The organism is Blastococcus sp. SYSU D01042 (assembly GCF_054050515.1).
Genome location: NZ_JBJGZM010000012.1, coordinates 91755 through 109844 on the forward strand (window position 1 = coordinate 91755; position 18090 = coordinate 109844).

20 protein-coding genes are annotated in these 18090 nt (G+C 74.4%); 16 read left to right on the forward strand and 4 right to left on the reverse strand.

Translation table 11 applies throughout. The features are described from left to right. The first annotated feature begins 15 nt into the window (after nucleotides 1-15). Nucleotides 16-837 (forward strand): inositol monophosphatase family protein, encoded by an 822-nt coding sequence (locus ACI79H_RS18530; RefSeq protein WP_456555891.1) that lies wholly within the window; start codon nucleotides 16-18, stop codon nucleotides 835-837. 12 nt (nucleotides 838-849) lie between these two features. Here ACI79H_RS18530 and ACI79H_RS18535 read toward each other — a convergent pair whose 3' ends face one another. Both ACI79H_RS18535 and ACI79H_RS18540 read right to left on the reverse strand, forming a co-directional pair. Next, nucleotides 850-1395 (reverse strand): LytR C-terminal domain-containing protein, encoded by a 546-nt coding sequence (locus ACI79H_RS18535; protein WP_456555892.1) that lies wholly within the window; start codon nucleotides 1393-1395, stop codon nucleotides 850-852. 70 nt (nucleotides 1396-1465) lie between these two features. Further along, nucleotides 1466-2512, reverse strand: a complete 1047-nt coding sequence (locus ACI79H_RS18540) for a phosphotransferase family protein (RefSeq protein ID WP_456555893.1) — start codon at nucleotides 2510-2512, stop codon at nucleotides 1466-1468. 309 nt (nucleotides 2513-2821) lie between these two features. Between ACI79H_RS18540 and ACI79H_RS18545 the strand changes: the two genes are divergently transcribed. The 6 genes from ACI79H_RS18545 (at nucleotide 2822) to ACI79H_RS18570 (ending at nucleotide 6569) form a co-directional block, all read left to right on the forward strand. Next, entirely contained in the window at nucleotides 2822-3121 is a 300-nt protein-coding gene (locus ACI79H_RS18545; RefSeq protein WP_091983763.1) for a DUF4193 domain-containing protein, read from the forward strand. An 82-nt stretch (nucleotides 3122-3203) separates the two neighbouring features. Further along, nucleotides 3204-4070 (forward strand): hypothetical protein, encoded by an 867-nt coding sequence (locus ACI79H_RS18550; protein ID WP_456555894.1) that lies wholly within the window; start codon nucleotides 3204-3206, stop codon nucleotides 4068-4070. A gap of 24 nt (nucleotides 4071-4094) precedes the next feature. Continuing rightward, nucleotides 4095-4577 carry a dUTP diphosphatase gene (gene dut, locus ACI79H_RS18555; protein ID WP_456555895.1) on the forward strand — a complete coding sequence of 161 codons (483 nt, stop codon included), beginning with the start codon at nucleotides 4095-4097 and terminating at the stop codon, nucleotides 4575-4577. Nucleotide 4578: 1 nt separating this feature from the next. Then, nucleotides 4579-5346: a DUF3710 domain-containing protein gene (locus ACI79H_RS18560; RefSeq protein WP_456555896.1), complete on the forward strand. Its 768-nt coding sequence runs from the start codon at nucleotides 4579-4581 to the stop codon at nucleotides 5344-5346. Next, complete coding sequence (locus ACI79H_RS18565) at nucleotides 5343-5720, forward strand: OB-fold nucleic acid binding domain-containing protein (RefSeq protein ID WP_456555897.1); 378 nt, start codon at nucleotides 5343-5345, stop codon at nucleotides 5718-5720. Before ACI79H_RS18560 ends, ACI79H_RS18565 begins: the two co-directional genes overlap by 4 nt. After that, entirely contained in the window at nucleotides 5721-6569 is an 849-nt protein-coding gene (locus ACI79H_RS18570) for a DUF3159 domain-containing protein (protein ID WP_456555898.1), read from the forward strand. Here ACI79H_RS18570 and ACI79H_RS18575 read toward each other — a convergent pair whose 3' ends face one another. Both ACI79H_RS18575 and ACI79H_RS18580 read right to left on the reverse strand, forming a co-directional pair. After that, the gene (locus tag ACI79H_RS18575; protein WP_456555899.1) at nucleotides 6570-7253 is read right to left on the reverse strand and encodes a potassium channel family protein; all 684 of its coding nucleotides are present in this window, start codon (nucleotides 7251-7253) and stop codon (nucleotides 6570-6572) included. Then, entirely contained in the window at nucleotides 7253-7921 is a 669-nt protein-coding gene (locus ACI79H_RS18580; protein WP_456555900.1) for a potassium channel family protein, read from the reverse strand. The genes ACI79H_RS18575 and ACI79H_RS18580 overlap by 1 nt, the downstream gene beginning before the upstream one ends. A 171-nt stretch (nucleotides 7922-8092) precedes the next feature. Between ACI79H_RS18580 and ACI79H_RS18585 the strand changes: the two genes are divergently transcribed. The 9 genes from ACI79H_RS18585 to ACI79H_RS18625 all read left to right on the forward strand — a co-directional run bounded on the left by ACI79H_RS18585 (nucleotide 8093) and on the right by ACI79H_RS18625 (nucleotide 18047). After that, complete coding sequence (locus ACI79H_RS18585; protein ID WP_456555901.1) at nucleotides 8093-10132, forward strand: APC family permease; 2040 nt, start codon at nucleotides 8093-8095, stop codon at nucleotides 10130-10132. Further along, nucleotides 10125-11420, forward strand: a complete 1296-nt coding sequence (locus ACI79H_RS18590) for a class I SAM-dependent RNA methyltransferase (RefSeq protein ID WP_456555902.1) — start codon at nucleotides 10125-10127, stop codon at nucleotides 11418-11420. The genes ACI79H_RS18585 and ACI79H_RS18590 overlap by 8 nt, the downstream gene beginning before the upstream one ends. A 19-nt stretch (nucleotides 11421-11439) precedes the next feature. Beyond that, nucleotides 11440-11649 carry a hypothetical protein gene (locus tag ACI79H_RS18595; RefSeq protein WP_456555903.1) on the forward strand — a complete coding sequence of 70 codons (210 nt, stop codon included), beginning with the start codon at nucleotides 11440-11442 and terminating at the stop codon, nucleotides 11647-11649. Between the two features lie 54 nt (nucleotides 11650-11703). Next, complete coding sequence (locus ACI79H_RS18600) at nucleotides 11704-11934, forward strand: DUF4177 domain-containing protein (protein WP_456555904.1); 231 nt, start codon at nucleotides 11704-11706, stop codon at nucleotides 11932-11934. A gap of 135 nt (nucleotides 11935-12069) precedes the next feature. Next, the gene (locus tag ACI79H_RS18605) at nucleotides 12070-12438 is read left to right on the forward strand and encodes a hypothetical protein (RefSeq protein WP_456555905.1); all 369 of its coding nucleotides are present in this window, start codon (nucleotides 12070-12072) and stop codon (nucleotides 12436-12438) included. A gap of 131 nt (nucleotides 12439-12569) precedes the next feature. Next, the gene (dxs, locus tag ACI79H_RS18610) at nucleotides 12570-14489 is read left to right on the forward strand and encodes a 1-deoxy-D-xylulose-5-phosphate synthase (RefSeq protein WP_456555906.1); all 1920 of its coding nucleotides are present in this window, start codon (nucleotides 12570-12572) and stop codon (nucleotides 14487-14489) included. A gap of 316 nt (nucleotides 14490-14805) precedes the next feature. Then, nucleotides 14806-15903, forward strand: a complete 1098-nt coding sequence (locus tag ACI79H_RS18615) for a sugar ABC transporter substrate-binding protein (RefSeq protein WP_456555907.1) — start codon at nucleotides 14806-14808, stop codon at nucleotides 15901-15903. A 47-nt stretch (nucleotides 15904-15950) separates the two neighbouring features. Continuing rightward, nucleotides 15951-16757, forward strand: coding sequence for an ATP-binding cassette domain-containing protein (locus ACI79H_RS18620; RefSeq protein WP_456555908.1), 807 nt, complete (start codon nucleotides 15951-15953; stop codon nucleotides 16755-16757). Nucleotides 16758-16760: 3 nt separating this feature from the next. After that, complete coding sequence (locus tag ACI79H_RS18625) at nucleotides 16761-18047, forward strand: sugar ABC transporter permease (RefSeq protein WP_456555909.1); 1287 nt, start codon at nucleotides 16761-16763, stop codon at nucleotides 18045-18047. The last annotated feature ends 43 nt before the right edge of the window (nucleotides 18048-18090 follow it).

Below are 18090 nucleotides of genomic sequence, written 5' to 3' on the forward strand. Positions count from 1 at the left end.
CGGCAGGATCGGCGCATGACCCCCGTCGGTGCGCCTCCTGATCCCGCCGCGCTGCTGGCGCTGGCCGTGGACACCGCGCGGGAGGCCGCCGACCTGGTCCGCCGCGGCCGGGCGACCGCGGCCGACGACGTCGCGGTCAAGTCCAGCTCGGTGGACGTCGTGACCGCCGTGGACACCGCGAGCGAGCACCTCATCGTCGGGCGGTTGCTCGGCGCCCGGGCCGACGACGGCGTGCTGGGGGAGGAGGGCGCCGAGCGGGCCGGGACCAGCGGCGTGCGCTGGGTGGTCGACCCCATCGACGGGACGGTCAACTTTCTCTACGACCTGCCGGCCTACGCCGTGTCCATCGCCGCCGTGGTGGACGGGGTCGTCCGCGCCGGCGTCGTCCTCAACGTCGCGACCGGCGAGCTGTTCACCGCGCTCGCGGGCGGCGGGGCGCACCTGTCGACGCCGGCGGCGGCGCAGCCGGTGCGGCTGACCGGCAGCCCCGCGACGTCGCTGGAGCAGAGCCTGGTCGCGACCGGCTTCGGCTACCGGGTCGAGCAGCGGCGGGCGCAGGGCGCGGTGGTGGCGGAGCTGTTGCCGCGGGTCCGGGACATCCGGCGGCACGGCAGCGCGGCGCTGGAGCTGTGCGCGGCCGCCGCGGGCCGCGTCGACGCCTACTACGAGGCCGACCTGAAGCCGTGGGACCACGCGGCGGGAGCGCTGGTCGCGGCCGAGGCGGGCATGGTGCTGGCGGGGCTGCCGGGCCGCCCCTTCGGCGAGCCGCTGGTCGTGGCGGCGGCGCCGGGCATCGCCGCGGAGCTGGTGGACCTGCTGGGCGAGCTGCACCGGTAGCCGGCCGCCCCCTCAGCAGTCGTCGGCTGCCCCCTCGGCGGGAGCGAGCGCGGCGGTGACGACGTCGTCGGTGGCCAGGCTCTCGCCGATCACGAACTCCGGCCCCAGGACGAGGTCGACCTGCTGGGTGGCCCGGGTGTCCTGGTAGATGCCGGCACCGGGCAGGTAGAGGGCCACGAACGCCGCCGTGCCCCGGCCGCTGGGCCCGTGCCGCACCTCGCCCACGCCGGTGACCTCGCGGCCGCTGCCGTCGTTGGCGACCTCGGCGATGGTGAAACCGCGGGCGGCCAGGTCGTCGGCGACCGACTGGGCCAGCCCGCCCTGGTCGGAGGCGTTGTAGACGCGGACCGACACCGTCGCGGGGTCCAGCGCCGGGGGTGCGGCCTCGGCCTCGGCGCAGGCGGCCTCCTGCTCGGCCCGGAGGTCGGCGTCCTGGCGGAAGACGTTCCACCAGACGCCGAGCGCCACGAGGGCCAGCACCAGCAGGAACACCAGCGGCGCCAGGGGCCTGCGGCCGCTCCGGGCGCGCACCGCCGGGCGTTCGGTGCGCAGCGTCACTTCCACTCTCCTCGCGAGGACCGGGGGGAGCCGGAGGCCGGTCGGCTGAGCTTAGAGCCGGAGGGGCCGGCTAGATGACACCGTCCTCGAGCGCGGCGCGTCCCAGCTCGACCACCGGATCGATCCGCTCGGCGTACCCGCTGGTGTTCTTGCCCGCCATGGCGCCGGCGGCCGAGCGGGCCACGATGCCGGCGATGATCGCGGCGAACTTGAAGAAGGCGAAGCCGACGTACCAGTTGAGGTCGCCCAGGTCCACGCCGGTGCGCTCGGCGTACCGCTGCGCGGCCTCGAGGCGGGTCGGGAAGCCGGGGAGCGTGGTCAGCGCGCTCTGGGTCGAGGCGCGGTCCTCACCGGCCTGCGGCCAGTAGACGAACATCATCCCGATGTCGGTCAGCGGGTCGCCGAGGGTCGACATCTCCCAGTCCAGGACCGCCTTGATCCGGCCGGGCGCCGCCGGGTCGAGCAGGCAGTTGTCCAGGCGGTAGTCGCCGTGCACGATGCCGGAGCGCTGCGTCGCCGGCACGGTCTCGGCCAGCCGGGCGGCCAGCGCGTCCAGCGCCGGGCGGTCCCGGTCGCGGGTGGCGTCCCACTGCTTGGTCCAGCGGCGCACCTGGCGGGCGGCGAAGCCCTCGGGGCGGCCGAAGTCGGACAGCCCCACGGCCTCGAAGTCGACCGAGTGCAGGTCGGCCAGGACGTCGATGAGCCCCTCACCGACGGCGCGCCGCTGCTCGGGCTCGTCGGCGTACCCGGGCGGGAAGGCGTTGACGGCGTGGATGCCGACGACCCGCTCCATGACGTAGAAGGGGGCGCCCAGCACCGACTCGTCGGTGCACATGTGCAGCGTCCGCGGCACGGGGACCGCGGTCCCGGCCAGCGCGGAGATGACCCGGTGCTCGCGGGCCATGTCGTGGGCGGTGGCCAGCACCGCGCCCGTCGGCGGCCGGCGCAGGATGACCGCGTCGTCCGGCGATCCGCCCTCCGGCGTCACCACGTAGGTCAGGTTCGACATGCCGGCGGCGATGAGCTCGATCCTCACCTCCTGCCACTTCTGGTCCCCCAGCGCACGCGCCAGGTAGGGGCCCACGACGGTCGGATCAGCACCCACGGGAGTCGCCACGGCGGCAGGGTAACCTCTGGCGCTCCGCCGCCCGGCCGCCCGTCCACGGCCCGTCGAGTCGCTCGCGAGCCTCCGGGCACAAATCGAGCCCCTTCGGCGTTGGGCGGCTGGCCGGACCCGACGGTCGTCCGCCCGGACGACGGTGGGGGAGCGGCACGGATCGGCAGCGCCCCGCTCGCGGGACCTGCCCCCGGACAACCACACCGGTCGCCCACCGGCGGCCGGCCGGGACGACGGCGCCCACCCGGCACCGCGTCAGAAACGAGCGGGCGCCCGGCGCCCGCGAGCAACGAGAGATAGGGGCACCCCATGGCCACCGACTACGACGCCCCGCGCCGCAACGAGGCCGACGAGCTCGGCGAGGACTCGCTGGAGGAGCTCAAGGCCCGGCGCGCCGAGGCCCAGTCCTCGTCGGTCGACGTCGACGAGACCGACTTCAACGAGAACCTCGAGCTCCCCGGCGCCGACCTCTCGAACGAGGAGCTGACGGTCCGCGTGCTGCCCAAGCAGGAGGACGAGTTCACCTGCTCGCGCTGCTTCCTGGTGCAGCACCGCAGCCGGCTGGCGGCGACCAAGGGCGACGACCTGTACTGCCGCGACTGCGCCTGAGCCCGCGGCAGCTCCGGACTCTCTGCACCGAAAGTTGGGGACTTCCTGCACCGGGAGTCCGCACACGGGGAAGGGGTGAGCGATGACCGATTCCTCGGCGCGCACCGCCGCGCCCCGTGACGTCCCGCCGCCCCGCCCGGTGACGCCGGAACCGGCCCCGGTCGAGGAGACCGGGCTGTCCCGCGCCGCCCGTGCCGTCGCCGAGGCGGTCTCCGGCCTCGTGGGGGGCGCGGCTCCGGACCCCGGCACGACGGGCGCGACCGCGGGTCAGGCCGCCCGGGGCGGGCTGCGCGAGGTGCTCGGCGCCGTCGCCACCGCGGTGGGGTCCGCCCTAGGTGGTCGCGGCACCCCGGCCGCCGGGACCGGCGCGCCCCCGGGGGAGGAGGGGCGCTCTCCCGGCGCCGTCGTGGGCGACCTGCTGTCGGCGGCCGCGCCCCGCCTGCCCATCCGGGACGCCGCCCGCCTGCGGGCGCCCTACCCGGGCGCGTCGGACGCCGAGATCGCCGACGCCCTCGTCGCCCGGGCCGCCCGGCTCACCTCGGGCGTCGGCGCGGCGACCGGCGGCCTGTCCGCGGCGCACCGCCTGGTCCCGGCGTCGCTGCTCGCCGTCCCGCTCGGGCTGGGCGCCGAGACCGTGCTCACCGCCGCGGTCGAGGTGGTGCTGATCGGCGAGCTGCACGAGCTGCACGGCCGGCCCGCCCCGGGCGACGCCCGCGCCCGCGGTGCCGCCTACCTCTCGATCTGGTCGGCCCACCAGTCCGGCAACGGCGCGACCGGGCTGACCTCCGTGCTGGGCGCGGCCGGGATGCGCGCCCTCGGCCGGCGGATGGGCGGCAAGGGCTCCCCGACCGGGCCCCTGCTGCTGGGTGCGGCGCTGGCGAGCCGCGGGAACCGCAGGGCCACCGAGACCCTGGCCGCGCGCGTGCTCCGCGACCTCCGCGGCCGATGAGCCCGTCCTCCTAGTATCGCGGACGTGCCCGACCTCCCTCCGTCCGACGTGGACGTGCCGGTCTCCCTGGTGTCCCCGGCGGGCAGCGTGCCGCGGTACGCCCTGCCCGGTGACGCCGGCGCCGACCTGACCGTCGCGGAGGACGTCGAGCTGGCCCCGCTGCAGCGCGCGCTGGTCGGCACCGGCGTCGCGGTCGCCATCCCGGAGGGGTACGCCGGCTTCGTGCACCCGCGGTCGGGGCTGGCCCACCGGCTGGGGCTGAGCCTGGTCAACGCGCCCGGGACGATCGACGCCGGCTACCGCGGCGAGATCAAGGTGAACCTGGTCAACCTGGACCCGACCACCCCGTTGACCCTCCGGCGCGGCGACCGGGTCGCCCAGCTGGTGGTGCAGCCGGTGGTGCGCGCGCGGTTCGTGCCGGTCGACGAGCTGCCGGGGAGCGCGCGGGGTGCGGGTGGGCACGGCTCGACGGGGGTCGCGACGACGGTGGACGAGGAGCAGGGCTGACATGGCGTTCGGACGACGACGCAACCGGATCGACCGCAGCCTGCGCGAGCGCGGCGTGCCGCCGGAGCCGCAGGTGCGCGAGCGCGAGGTCACGGAGACCACCGGCCCCTGGGACGTCGCCGACGCCCCGGAGGACGGCATCGCCCGGCTCGACCTGGGGGCGCTGCGGCTGCCCGCCCGGCCCGGCATGGAGCTGCGGGTCGACCTCAACCAGCAGCAGCAGGTGGTCGGCGCGACGCTGCGCTCGGGGGACTCCCTCCTGCAGGTCGGCGTCTTCGCCGCGCCGCGCGCCGCCGGCATCTGGGACGACGTCCGCCAGGACATCGCCACCTCCGCCTCCGGGCAGGGGGCGTCGCTGCGCGAGGTCGAGGGCCCCTTCGGCATCGAGCTCGCCGGCACCGTCGTCGCCGCGCCGCCGGCCCAGCCCGGGCAGCCCGCCCCCGAGCCGACCCGTCGCCCGGCCCGCTTCCTCGGCGTGGACGGCCCGCGCTGGTTCCTCCGCGGCACGATCACCGGCTCCGCCGCGGCCGGCCCCGAGGCCGCCGCGGCCCTGGAGGACGCCTTCCGGGCGATCGTCGTCGTCCGCGGCAGCGCGCCCATGCCGGTCCGGGAGGCGCTGCCGCTGACCCTGCCGGCCGAGGCCGCCGCGCGGATCGCCGCTCAGCAGGAGGCGGCCGGACGCGCCGCCGGTACCCCGCCGCGGACGCCCCCCGCCGGGGGGAGCACCGGCGGCGCCCCGGCGCCCGGCGGCACTACGCTTGGTCCGTGACCGAGACCCGTCCGGCCGGCTGGCTGTCGCGGACCCTGCACCGGCTGACCGCCGACGACCAGGCGATCGACGCCCAGGAGCTGCGCGCGGAGTCCGCCAGCGCCGGGTGCGAGCCGCTCAGCGCCTGCCGCAAGGGCGCCGTCGTCACCGTCGCCGGCCGGCTGAAGTCGGTCGTCTACACGCCACGGGAGACCGTGCCCACCCTCGAGGCCGAGCTGTTCGACGGGTCGGGGTCGGTCACCCTGGTCTGGCTGGGCCGGCGCCGGATCCCGGGCATCGAGCCCGGGCGCACCGTCACCGCGCGCGGCCGCTTCGCCGCCGTCGACGGCAAGCGGGTCATCTACAACCCCTGGTACGAGCTGGGCTCCTGCTGAGTGAGCGGATCGGGCAGCTCGGGCAGCACGCGACCGTCACCTGACGACGGCGGCCCGTCGATCGTCTGGGACCGGCACCTGGTGCTCGAGCAGCTCGGTGGCTGGCGCGGCATGGTCGACGCCACGGTGCCGACGATCGCCTTCATCGTGGCCAACGGGATCGGCGGGCTGCGCACGGGCATCTGGGCCGCGCTGGTCGCCGCGCTGCTGATCTTCGGGCTGCGGCTGGCCCGCCGGCAGAGCGTGCAGCAGGCGGTCAGCGGGCTGTTCGCCGTCGGTGTCGCGGTCGCCATCGCCGCCTTCACCGGGCAGGCGCGCGACTTCTACGTCCCCGGAATCCTGCGCAACGCCGCGCTCGCGCTGGTGCTGCTGGGTTCGGTCGTGCTGCGCCGCCCGCTCGTGGGCGTGGTCGCGGAGTTCCTGGCGCCCAGCCACCTCGGCACCATGGCCGCACCCGGCTCGGCGTTCCCCGGGATGCGCCGCCGGGTGGACGCCGCCCGCGCCGCCGTGCCGCCGGCCGGCCGCGATCCGGAGACCGGGCGCCGGGAGCCCGACCCCGAGCCGGAGCGGCCCTGGCGGGAGGACCCGCGGCTGGTGCGGGCCTACGCCTGGCTCACCGTGATGTGGGCCGCGGTGTTCCTGCTGCGGGCCGCCGTCCAGAGCTACCTGTACGTGCGCAGCGAGGACGGCGACGCCACCGACCTGGGCATCGTGACCCTGCTGCTCGGCGTCCCGGTGACCGCCGTCGAGGTCGTGATCACGCTGTGGGTCGTCGCCCGGCTGCACCGGCACCGGTCGCCCCAGCACCCCGGCGGCGCTGACGGCGCCGAGGAGCGCCCCGCCGCCTGATCAGGCCTGCGGCAGCCCGTCGGCGGTGGTCGGTGCCAGGACGGTCTTGAGCTGGTCCTCGACCTCGGCGTGGGCGACGAACAACAGCTCGTCCCCGGCCTCCAGCGGCTCGTCGGGGGAGGGCGTGATCACCCGCTCGCCGCGCAGGATCGCGGTGAGCACCGTCTCGCGCGGCAGCGGCACCTCGCGCAGCGCCCGGCCGACCCACGGGGTGTCCTCGGCGAGGGTGATCTCCACCAGGTTGGCCGCGCCCTTGCGGAAGCTCATCAGCCGGACGACGTCGCCGACGGTGACGGCCTCCTCGACCAGCGCGGCGAGCACGCGGGGGGTGGAGACGGCCACGTCGACGCCCCACGCCTCGGTGTAGAGCCACTCGTTGCGCGGGTCCTTGACCCGGGCGACGACGCGGTTGACGGCGAACTCGGTCTTGGCCAGCAGCGAGACGACCAGGTTGGCCTTGTCGTCACCGGTGGCCGCCACGACGACGTCGCAGCTGGCCAACTGCGCCTCCTCGAGCGAGGAGACCTCGCAGGCGTCGGCCTGCACCCACTCCGCCCCGGGCACCGAGCGCGTGCGCACCTTGCGGCCGTCCTTCTCGATGAGCATCACGGTGTGCCCGTTGCCGAGCAGCTCGCCGGCGATCGACCGGCCCACGGCGCCGGCGCCCACGATGGCCACCCGCATCAGTGCTCGCCTCCCTGGGGGCCGCGCTCGACGACGTCGTGCACGCGGCCGGTGATCTCGTCGGTGACGGCGACGACGAGCTGGTCGCCGTCCTGCAGGATCGTCGCGGCCGTCGGCAGCTGGGACTCGCCGAAGCGGACCAGCCACGCGGCGCGGGCACCGGTGGCGGCCTCGAGCTCGGACAGCCGGCGGCCGATCCAGCCCTCGGTGACGCTGAGGCGCATGAGGGAGACCTTGCCGGTCGGCTCGCGCCACAGCTCGCTCACCTTGACCGAGAGCAGTTCGCGGATCAGCCGGTTGACCGTCCAGGGCACGGTGGCGACGGTGGGGATGCCCATCCGCTCGTAGACCTCGGCGCGCTTGGGGTCGTAGATGCGAGCCACGACGTGCTGGACGCCGAAGGTCTCGCGGGCCACCCGGGCGCTGATGATGTTGGAGTTGTCGCCGCTGCTGACGGCGGCGAAGGCGCCCGCGGAGTCGATGCCCGCGTCGAGCAGCGTCTGCCGGTCGAAGCCGAGGCCGGTGACCTGCCGGCCGCCGAACTCCGGTCCCAGCCGGCGGAAGGCCGCGGGGTCCTGGTCGATCACCGCGACGCTGTGCCCGACCTCCTCGAGCCGGCGGGCGACGGCCGAGCCGACCCGACCGCAGCCCATGACGACCACGTGCACCTGCGGCTCCTCCGGAGTTCCCGTCGCGGGCGGCCGTCCGCCCGCGCACCGGCGCGAAGCTACACCTGGATCGCCCCGCTGTTCCGCGGACGGCCGGCCGTCTCACCCACGTGAGCAGATGTACAGCCCGGCGGCGTCCGGAGGCCCTCGGCCGTCCGTACCATCGCCGCCGTGCCCACGCTGTCCGACCTCGGACAACTCCCCAAACGGATCGTCCTGGGGCGTGCCGTCCGCAGCGACCGCCTCGGCGAGTCGCTGCTGCCCAAGCGGTACGCCCTGCCCATCTTCGCCAGCGACCCGCTGTCCTCGGTGGCCTACGCCACCCAGGAGATCCTGATCGTCCTGACGCTGGCCGGGACGGCGTTCCTGTACCTGGCGCCGTGGCTGGCGGTGGCCGTCGTCCTGCTGCTGGGCACCGTCGTGCTGTCCTACCGCCAGGTGGTGCGCGCCTACCCGTCGGGCGGCGGTGACTACGAGGTGGCGTTCAAGAACCACGGCCGGTTCGCGGGGCTGACGGTGGCCAGCGCGCTGCTGGTCGACTACGTGCTCACCGTCGCGGTGTCGGTGGCGGCCGGCACCGACAACATCATCTCCGCGTTCCCGTCGCTCAACGAGCACCGGGTCGCGCTGGCCATCGGGCTCGTGGCGCTGCTGGCCGCGGCCAACCTGCGGGGGCTGCGGGAGTCCGGGCGCACCTTCGCCGTCCCGACGTACCTGTTCATCGGCGGCATCCTGATCATGATCGGGACGGCGCTGGTCCGGGACTTCTTCACCGCGTCGCCGGTGCTGGCCGAGAGCGCCGACTGGACGGTCATCCCCGAGGAGGGCTACGGGGAGCTCACCGGCCTGGCGCTGCTCTTCTTCGTGCTCCGGGCCTTCGCCTCCGGGTGCACGGCGCTCACGGGCGTGGAGGCGATCGCCAACGGGGTGCCCGCCTTCCGTCCGCCCAAGAGCCGCAACGCGGCCACGACGCTGGCGCTCATGGGCGGCATCGCGGCGACGATGTTCGCCGGCGTCACCGCCGTCGCCCTGCTGGCCGACGTGAAGTACGCGGAGAACACCTGCGACCTGGTCGGCTTCGACGGCAACTGCGAGACCGACCCCCAGCGCACGGTCATCGCGCAGATCGCCGCGGCCACCTTCGGCGGCGACAGCTCGCCGGGCTTCTTCTACATCCAGGCCGTGACCGCGCTGGTGCTGATCCTGGCGGCGAACACCGCCTTCAACGGCTTCCCGCTGCTGGGCTCGGTGCTCGCGCAGGACCGCTTCATGCCGCGCCAGCTGCACACCCGCGGCGACAAGCTGGTCTACAGCAACGGCATCCTGCTGCTGGCCGGGTTCGCCGCGCTGCTGATCGCGGCCTTCGACGCCGACGTCAACCGGCTCATCCAGATGTACATCGTGGGCGTCTTCACCAGCTTCAGCATCGGCCAGTGGGGGATGGTGCGGCACTGGAACCGCGAGCTGCTGTCGGTGACCGACGTCCAGGAGCGGCGGCGGATCCGCCGGTCGCAGGCGATCAACGCGGTGGGCGGCAGCCTCACCTCGATCGTCCTGGTCATCATCGTGCTCACCAAGTTCACCCGCGGCGCGTGGCTGGTCCTGCTGGTCATGCCGGTTCTCTTCCTGCTCATGCGGGCGATCAACCGGCACTACTCCCACGTCTCCGAGCAGCTGGTGCCCGACACCGACTCGCGGATGCTGCCCAGCAAGGTGCACGCCGTCGTCCTGGTGTCGAAGGTGCACAAGCCGACCCTGCGGGCCCTCGCGTTCGCCCGGGCGACCCGACCCGACCAGCTCACCGCGCTGACGGTCAACGTGGACGACGACGAGGCCCGCGCCCTCCAGTCGGACTGGGAGCGCTACGACATCCCGGTGCCGCTGACCGTCCTGGAGTCGCCGTACCGGGAGATCACGCGGCCGGTCGTCGACTTCGTCAAGGGCATCCGCCGGGGCAGCCCGCGGGAGCTGGTCGTGGTGTTCGTGCCGCAGTACGTCGTCGGGCACTGGTGGGAGAACCTGCTGCACAACCAGAGCGCGCTGCGGCTGCGCGCCCGGCTGCAGTTCCAGCCCGGCGTCATGATCACGACGGTGCCCTGGCAGCTGGAGAGCTCGGTCGGCCGGGACCGTGACGACCGCGGGAGCGGCCCGGCGCCGGGCGACCTGCGGCGCGGGCTCACCGACGACCCCGACGCCGTCCCCTATGGCTGACGAGGGACGTCGCCGGTCCCGGCGGCTGCGGGAGCGCGGCCTGGGCTGGGTGGACCGCGAGTTCGAGGTCGAGGTCGGCCCGGTCGCTCACGGCGGGCACTGCGTGGCGCGGCACGAGGGGCGGGTCGTCTTCGTCCGGCACACCCTCCCCGGGGAGCGGGTCGTGGTCCGGGTGACCGAGGACCGGCACCCCGGGTTCTGCCGCGCCGACGCCGTCGAGGTGCTCGAGGCCGCGCCGGCGCGCGTCGAGCGGCCCTGCCCGCACAGCGGTCCCGGGAAGTGCGGCGGCTGCGACTGGCAGCACGTCGACCCGGCCGAGCAGCGCCGGCTCAAGGCGGCGGTCGTGCGCGAGCAGCTGACCCGGCTGGCCGGGCTGGGCGACGTCGACGTGACCGTGGAGGAGCTGCCCGGCGGCCCGCTGCGCTGGCGGTCACGGGCCCGGTTCGCCGTCGACCGCACCGGCGCGGCCGGGCTGCGCCGGCACCGCTCGCACGACGTCGTCGTCCTGGACGACTGCCCGATCACCGTGGAGCCGGCCGCCCGCGCGGTGCTGGGGACGACGTGGCCGGGTGCCGGAGCCGTCGACGTGTCGATCGACTCGACCGGCGCGGTGACCACCAGCCGGCTCGACCGGACCGGGCGGGCGACGTCGACCCGGGTCCTGCGCGCCGGGAGCGAGCTGGCCGAGGAGCCGGCCACGCGGGCCGAGCGGAGGGCGGGCGGGCGCGACTGGGAGGTCGAGGGCACCGGCTTCTGGCAGGTGCACCCCGCGGCCGCGGACGCGCTGGTGGGTGCGGTGGCCGGGTTCGCCGCCGTCCGGCCGGGGGAGACCGTGCTCGACCTGTACGCGGGCGCCGGGCTGTTCGGCGGCGCGCTGGCGCCGGTGGTGGGGGAGAGCGGGCGGGTGGTCTGCGTCGAGGCCGACCCCGGCGCCTGCGCCGCCGCGGACGCCAACCTCGCCGCCCTGCCGCACGCCGAGGTCTGGCAGGGCGAGGTCGACGCCGAGGGGTTGCGCGAGCTGCTCGAGGAGCTGGGCACGCCGCCCGACGTCGTCGTCCTCGACCCGCCGCGGGCCGGCGCCGGTCAGGCGGTGAGCCGGCTGCTCGCCGGCACCGGCGCCCGCGCCGTCGTCTACGTGGCCTGCGACCCGGCCGCGCTGGCCCGCGACGTCGCCGCCTTCGGCGGGGCCGGCTACCGGCTGGCCGGCATCCGAGGGTTCGACGCCTTCCCGATGACCGCGCACGTGGAGTGCGTGGCGCTGCTCGTGCCGGCCGACGCCTCCGCGTGAGCCGGGGGAGACTGCGGGCATGACGGACGCGGGCACCATCTGCGACGCCGACACCTGCCTCCGGCGGGCCACCCAGGTGGGGACGGTCGACCTGCCGATCCGGCCCCTGGAGCTGCGCCTGTGCGACGCGCACGTCGCCGCCCTGCGCGCCGGGAAGCTGCGGGGCCTGAGCCAGGAGAACCGGACGCGCGGCGGACCCGCGCGCCCCCAGGTCTCGTTCGACGAGTAGCCCCGCCGCAGTGGCCACGTCGGCGGGTGGCGGGCGGTTGGCTACCGTTCAGGAGTGCCCACGTGGGAATACGCCTCGGTCATCACAGCCAACGATGCGGAGTCGCAGCGGGCCGGTGTGAGCGTCAAGCTCCCCGGCGGTTCGTCGGAACGCCAGCAGGGCGACACCAGCACCGTGCTCAACCAGCTCGGCGCCGAGGGGTGGGAGCTGGTCAGCTACCACTCCAGCGGCGCCGGGACCTGGGGCTTCGAGCAGTTCTGGCTCAAGCGCCAGGTCGGTTCCTGACGGCGGCGCAGGTCAGCTGATCACCGTCGCACCGGCGGTCGCGGTGCGCGACGTCCCCGGAGCTGTCCGCCGCCGACGCGCTGTCGGCGGCGAGCCGGGTCGAACGGGTGTTCGACCCTGCGGCACACTGGTGCGGTGGACGCGACGGTGCCGCCGGGCTGGCCGGAGGAGGTCCGCCCTCCGGGTGCCCCCGACTGGGAGCGCACCGCCGTCGCGTGGCTGTACGACCTCGTGCCGCCCGACTACCGGGCGCACGAGGTGCTGCGCCGCTACCCGGTGCTGCTGGCCCGGTTCGCCGCCGACCACGTCGCCGCCGGGCTGGAGGCGGCGCGGGCGGGCTGGCGCACGGTCCGGGTCGAGCTCGCCGACCACCTGCCGGTCGAGGCCATCGAGGCGGCCATGCGCGCCTACGAGCGCGAGGGCGCCCGGCTGGCCGCCGCCGCCCGCGGGGTCGAGGTCGTCGCCGGCGCGCTGCGCGGCGAGCGCTGGGTCCCGCGGCTCTAGGACGATCGTTCGAGCTGCGTCCGCGGTCGCCGCTGGACCGGAAGAGATCCACGACCGCACGTACAGTTGACCGGCGGCTGCACGCGCTGCCGCGCACCCTGCCGCCGACGGAGAGAGAAGGACACCGCACCGTGTCGCTCCTGCGAACGCTCTCCGGTCCGGAGGACCTCCGCGCTGTCCCGCCCGAGAAGCTCCCCCTCCTCGCCGCGGAGATCCGCGACGCGCTGGTCACCAGCGTCGCGAAGACCGGGGGGCACCTGGGCCCCAACCTCGGCTGCGTCGAGCTGACCATCGCGCTGCACCGGGTGTTCGACAGCCCGCGCGAGCCGATCGTGTTCGACACCGGCCACCAGTCCTACGTGCACAAGATGCTCACCGGCCGGGTCGAGGAGTTCGAGCGGCTGCGCCAGCGCGGTGGCCTGTCCGGCTACCCGAGCCGCGGGGAGAGCGAGCACGACTGGGTGGAGAACAGCCACGCCTCGACGTCGCTGTCCTACGCCGACGGCCTGGCCAAGGCCTTCGCCATCCGCGGTGACTCGCGTCCCGTCGTCGCCGTCATCGGCGACGGCGCCCTCACCGGCGGCATGGCCTGGGAGGCGCTGAACAACATCGCCGCCGCGCAGGACCGCCCCGTGGTCATCGTCGTCAACGACAACGGCCGCTCCTACTCGCCGACCATCGGTGGCGTCGCCGACGCCCTGGCCACCCTGCGGCTGCGCCCCGGCTACGAGAACGCCCTGCTGCAGGTGCGCCAGGCGCTGCACCGCGCACCTGTGGTCGGCTCGGCGCTCTACGACGCGCTGCACGCGATCAAGAAGGGCCTCAAGGACGTCCTGTCCCCGCAGGGCATGTTCGAGGACCTCGGCATGAAGTACGTCGGCCCGGTGGACGGGCACGACGTCGAGGTCATGGAGTCCGCGCTGCGCCGGGCGCGGTCGTTCGGCGGGCCGGTCATCGTGCACGCGGTCACCACCAAGGGCTTCGGCTACCCGCCGGCCGAGACCGACCAGATCGACGCCTGGCACGCGACCGGCATCTTCGACCCCGACAGCGGCGCCAGCGTCCGCAAGACCGGCCGCCCGTGGACCGACGCCTTCTCCGACGAGCTGGTGCGGGTCGGGTCCGAGCGGCCCGACGTCGTCGCCATCACCGCGGCGATGCTGCACCCGACCGGGCTGGCCGCGTTCGGCGAGCGGTTCCCTGAGCGCACCTTCGACGTCGGCATCGCCGAGCAGCACGCGCTGACCTCGGCGGCCGGCCTGGCCATGGCCGGACTGCACCCCGTCGTCGCCGTCTACTCGACGTTCCTCAACCGGGCGTTCGACCAGCTGCTCATGGACGTCGCCCTGCACCGCCAGCCGGTGACCGTGGTGCTCGACCGGGCCGGCGTCACCGGTGAGGACGGCGCCTCGCACAACGGCATGTGGGACATGTCGATCCTGTCGGTCGTCCCCGGCGTGCACCTGGCCGCGCCGCGCGACGAGGCGACGCTCCGGGAGGCGCTGCGCGAGGCGGTCGACATCAGCGACGGCCCGTCGGTCATCCGCTTCCCCAAGGGCGTGCTGCCGCCCGACATCCCCGCCCTCGAGCGCCGCGGCCCGGTCGACGTGCTGCGCCGCGGGGAGGACGACGACGTGCTGCTCGTCGCCGTCGGCTCGATGGTGCCGCTGTGCCTGGCCGCCGCCGAGCGCGCGGCCGACCACGGCATCGGCGTCACCGTCGTGGACCCGCGATGGGTGCTGCCGGTGTCCGAGGAGCTCATCGCGCTCGTGTCCGGTCACCGGCTCGTGGTCACCGTCGAGGACGGCGGCCGCGCCGGGGGTGTGGGCACCACGCTCACCCAGGCGCTGCAGGACCGCGAGATCGACGTGCCGGTGCGCGCCCTCGGCCTGCCCCAGCAGTTCTTCGAGCACGGCAGCCGCGGGCAGGTGCTGGCCGACGTCGGCCTCACCGAGCAGGACGTCGCCCGTCGCATCGCCGAGTGGAGCGCCACGCTGGGCGAGCGCCGGGAGTCCGCGGTGGCCGAACGGGTGGACGGCGCCCAGCAGTGAGCCTGGTGATCGCCGAGATCCGGTAGGAGGTCACGGCGTCGGGTCTGCGGCACGGGGTCGGCGCGCTCGCACGACGCTCGAGGGCGAGGCCGACGAGGTGTGGGCGACCCTGCCCGCCGCGCACGAGGCGATGCCCGCCGCCGGCGCCACCGGTGGGCTCTCGCACACCGAGGTCGCCTCGGTGAGCCGCTGGACGGCAGCCAGGTTTCGGTCGTGCAACACGATGTCCACTGTGCTTGCGGTCACAGTCGGAGGGTCGCAAGATGTGCGCCGCGGGAATTTGGATGCAACCCCAACTAAAGGCGGGTCCCCTCTCATGGCGCGACGAAGCACCCTGACGACGGCCATCGCGGCCACCCTCGTGTTCGGCCTGGCTGCGTGCGGCAGCGACGACGGCGGCGACAGCGGCGGCGGTGGCGGCGGTGGCGAGGCCGAAGGCAAGGTCGGCGTCATCCTCCCCGACACCGAGTCCTCGGTCCGCTGGGAGAGCTTCGACCGCCCGTACCTCGAGGCGGCCTTCGAGGAGGCCGGTGTCGAGTACGACATCCAGAACGCCGAGGGCGACGCCCAGCGGCAGGCCACCATCGCCGAGCAGATGATCACCGAGGGCGCCACCGTCCTGGCGATCGTGAACCTGGACTCGGCCTCGGGCGCGGAGATCCAGGAGTCGGCGGAGGCCGAGGGCGTCCAGACGATCGACTACGACCGGCTCACCCTGGGCGGATCGGCGGCCTACTACGTCTCCTTCGACAACGAGGAGGTCGGGCGCCTGCAGGGCCAGGGTCTGCAGCAGTGCCTCGAGGCGAACGGCGTGACCCAGGGCAACATCGCCTTCCTCAACGGCTCGCCGGACGACAACAACGCCACGCTCTTCTCGGGCGGCGCCCACGAGGTGCTCGACCCGCTGACGCAGTACACGCAGGTGGCGGAGCAGGCCGTGCCCGACTGGGACAACCAGGAGGCCGCGACCATCTTCGAGCAGATGTACACCCAGAACGGCGGCAACATCCAGGGCGTCCTGGCCGCCAACGACGGCCTGGCCAACTCCGTGATCCAGATCCTGGGTCGCAACAACGCCGCCGGCGCCAACAACGTGACCGGTCAGGACGCCACGGTCGAGGGCCTGCAGAACATCCTCGCCGGCGACCAGTGCATGACGGTCTACAAGCCGATCCGCGAGGAGGCCAACGCGCTGGCGGAGCTGGCCGTGGCGCTGATCAACGGCGACGAGGCCGAGACCAACGGCACGGTCGAGGACCCCGAGGGCGGCCGCGAGGTCGACTCGGTCCTGCTGACCCCGATCTCGATCTTCCGCGAGAACGTCAAGGAGGTCGTCGACGACGACTTCGTGACGGCCGACGAGCTGTGCACCGGCGAGTTCGCCGATGCCTGCGAGGAGCTCGGCATCGAGTAACCGGGTCCACGGCCGCATCCCTGACGAGCGTGACCGAGAGGCCCGGCGTGTCCGAACCGACCGGCCGTCCCGAGGACGGCACCCCCACCCTGGAGCTCCGCGGCGTCGACAAGAGCTTCGGCGCCATCCAGGTCCTGCACGGCGTCAGCATGAAGGTCTACCCCGGCCAGGTCACCGCGCTGGTGGGTGACAACGGCGCGGGCAAGAGCACGCTCATCAAGTCCATCGCCGGCATCCACGCGATCGACGCCGGGGAGGTCCTCTTCGAGGGCCGGCCGGTCTCGATCTCCGGGCCGCGCGACGCCGCCGCGCTCGGCATCGAGATCGTCTACCAGGACCTCGCCCTGGCCGACAACCTCGACGTCGTCCAGAACATGTTCCTCGGCCGCGAGCGCAAGAACGGCATCGTGCTCGACGAGGTCTCGATGGAGCAGGCGGCCCGGGACACGCTCAGCAAGCTGTCGGTCCGGACGCTGCGGTCGGTGCGCCAGCTCGTCTCCAGCCTGTCCGGCGGCCAGCGGCAGACCGTCGCGATCGCCAAGGCGGTGCTCTGGGAGTCCAAGCTCGTCGTCCTCGACGAGCCGACGGCGGCGCTCGGCGTCGCGCAGACACGGCAGGTGCTCGACCTCGTCCGCCGGCTCGCCGACACCGGCCACGCGGTCGTCTTCATCTCCCACAACATGGTCGACGTCTTCGAGGTGGCCGACCGGGTCGCCGCCCTCTACCTCGGTCGCATGGCGGCGGACATCCCCATCTCCCAGGTCAACCGCAGCCAGGTCGTCGAGCTCATCACGGCGGGGCGGTCCGGCGACATCGGGATCGCCCCGGCCGACGTCGCGGCCGTGGAGGTCTGAGCCATGTCGAGCACGATCTCCGAGCCCACCAGCGCGCAGGAGCCCGGCGGCGCACCCTCCGGCTTCGAGGACGACCGGTCGGCCGACTCGCTCGGCGGGAGCGTCAAGGCCTACGTCGACCGGGTGCGGGGCGGTGACCTCGGGGCGCTGCCCGCCGTCCTCGGCATCGTCGTCCTCGGTCTGCTGTTCTTCGCGCTGCGGCCCGAGACCTTCCTGACCCCGCGCAACATGGCCAACCTGGCCGACCAGGCCGCGCCGATCATCATCCTGGCGATGGGGCTGGTCTTCGTCCTGCTGCTCGGCGAGATCGACCTGTCGGCCGGCGTCGTCAGCGGTGTGTCCGCGGCCGTGATGGCGAAGCTGCTGGCCGACGCCGGCGCGCCCTGGTACGTCGCCGTGGCCGGGGCGCTCGTCACCGGCGTGGTGATCGGGCTGTTCACCGGGAGCCTCGTGGGCTTGATCGGGATCCCGTCGTTCGTCGTCACGCTGGCGCTGTTCCTCGGCTGGCAGGGCGTCACGCTGCGGCTCATCGGCCAGGGGGGCACCGTCCCGGTGCGCGACGACGTCATCACCGCGCTCAGCGACAAGAACCTGCCGGTCGTCCTGGGCTGGGTCCTGGCCGTCGTGGTGATCGCCGTGTACGCCCTCCTGCAGCTGCGACGGTGGAGCACCCAGCGGCGGAAGGGCCTGGCGCACCAGCCGCTCGCCGTCGTGCTGATCCGCGTGGGCGTGATCGCCCTCGTCGTCGTCCTCGTGACGGCGGTGATGAGCGTCGACCGCGCCCCGGCCCCCGGCGTCGTCCTCGCCGGCATCCCCTACGCGATCCCGTTGGTCGTCGTCCTCCTGCTCGCGCTCACCTTCCTGCTGAGCCGGACCGGCTTCGGCCGGCACGTGTACGCGGTCGGTGGCAACGCCGAGGCGGCCCGCCGGGCCGGGATCAGCGTCACGAGGATCAAGGTCGCCGTCTTCGTCATCGGCTCGACGCTCGCGGCCGTCAGCGGCATCGTGGCGGCAGCCCGGCTGGGCTCGGTGGCCCCGGGCTCCGGCGGCGGCAACACGCTGCTGTACGCGGTCGGCGCCGCGGTCATCGGTGGCACGAGCCTCTTCGGTGGCCGGGGGCGCGTGCGGGACGCGGTCCTCGGCGGCCTGGTGGTGGCCATCATCGCCAACGGGCTGGGTCTGCTCGGCACCGAGGCGTACCTGAACTTCATCATCACCGGCGGGGTGCTGCTGCTGGCGGCGAGTGTCGACGCGCTCGCGCGACGGCGGGCGGCGGCGACGGGTCACTGACCCGGCCGGGACGCGCTGGGATCAGGTGACCTGATCCCAGCGC

Coding starts and splice junctions, on each gene's coding strand:
- ACI79H_RS18615 (WP_456555907.1), top strand. CDS start 14,806: ATGGCGCGACGAAGCACCCTGACGACGGCCATCGCGGCCACCCTCGTG.
- ACI79H_RS18590 (WP_456555902.1), top strand. CDS start 10,125: ATGGCTGACGAGGGACGTCGCCGGTCCCGGCGGCTGCGGGAGCGCGGC.
- ACI79H_RS18625 (WP_456555909.1), top strand. CDS start 16,761: ATGTCGAGCACGATCTCCGAGCCCACCAGCGCGCAGGAGCCCGGCGGC.
- ACI79H_RS18545 (WP_091983763.1), top strand. CDS start 2,822: ATGGCCACCGACTACGACGCCCCGCGCCGCAACGAGGCCGACGAGCTC.
- ACI79H_RS18550 (WP_456555894.1), top strand. CDS start 3,204: ATGACCGATTCCTCGGCGCGCACCGCCGCGCCCCGTGACGTCCCGCCG.
- ACI79H_RS18560 (WP_456555896.1), top strand. CDS start 4,579: ATGGCGTTCGGACGACGACGCAACCGGATCGACCGCAGCCTGCGCGAG.
- ACI79H_RS18595 (WP_456555903.1), top strand. CDS start 11,440: ATGACGGACGCGGGCACCATCTGCGACGCCGACACCTGCCTCCGGCGG.
- ACI79H_RS18530 (WP_456555891.1), top strand. CDS start 16: ATGACCCCCGTCGGTGCGCCTCCTGATCCCGCCGCGCTGCTGGCGCTG.
- ACI79H_RS18575 (WP_456555899.1), bottom strand. CDS start 7,253: ATGCGGGTGGCCATCGTGGGCGCCGGCGCCGTGGGCCGGTCGATCGCC.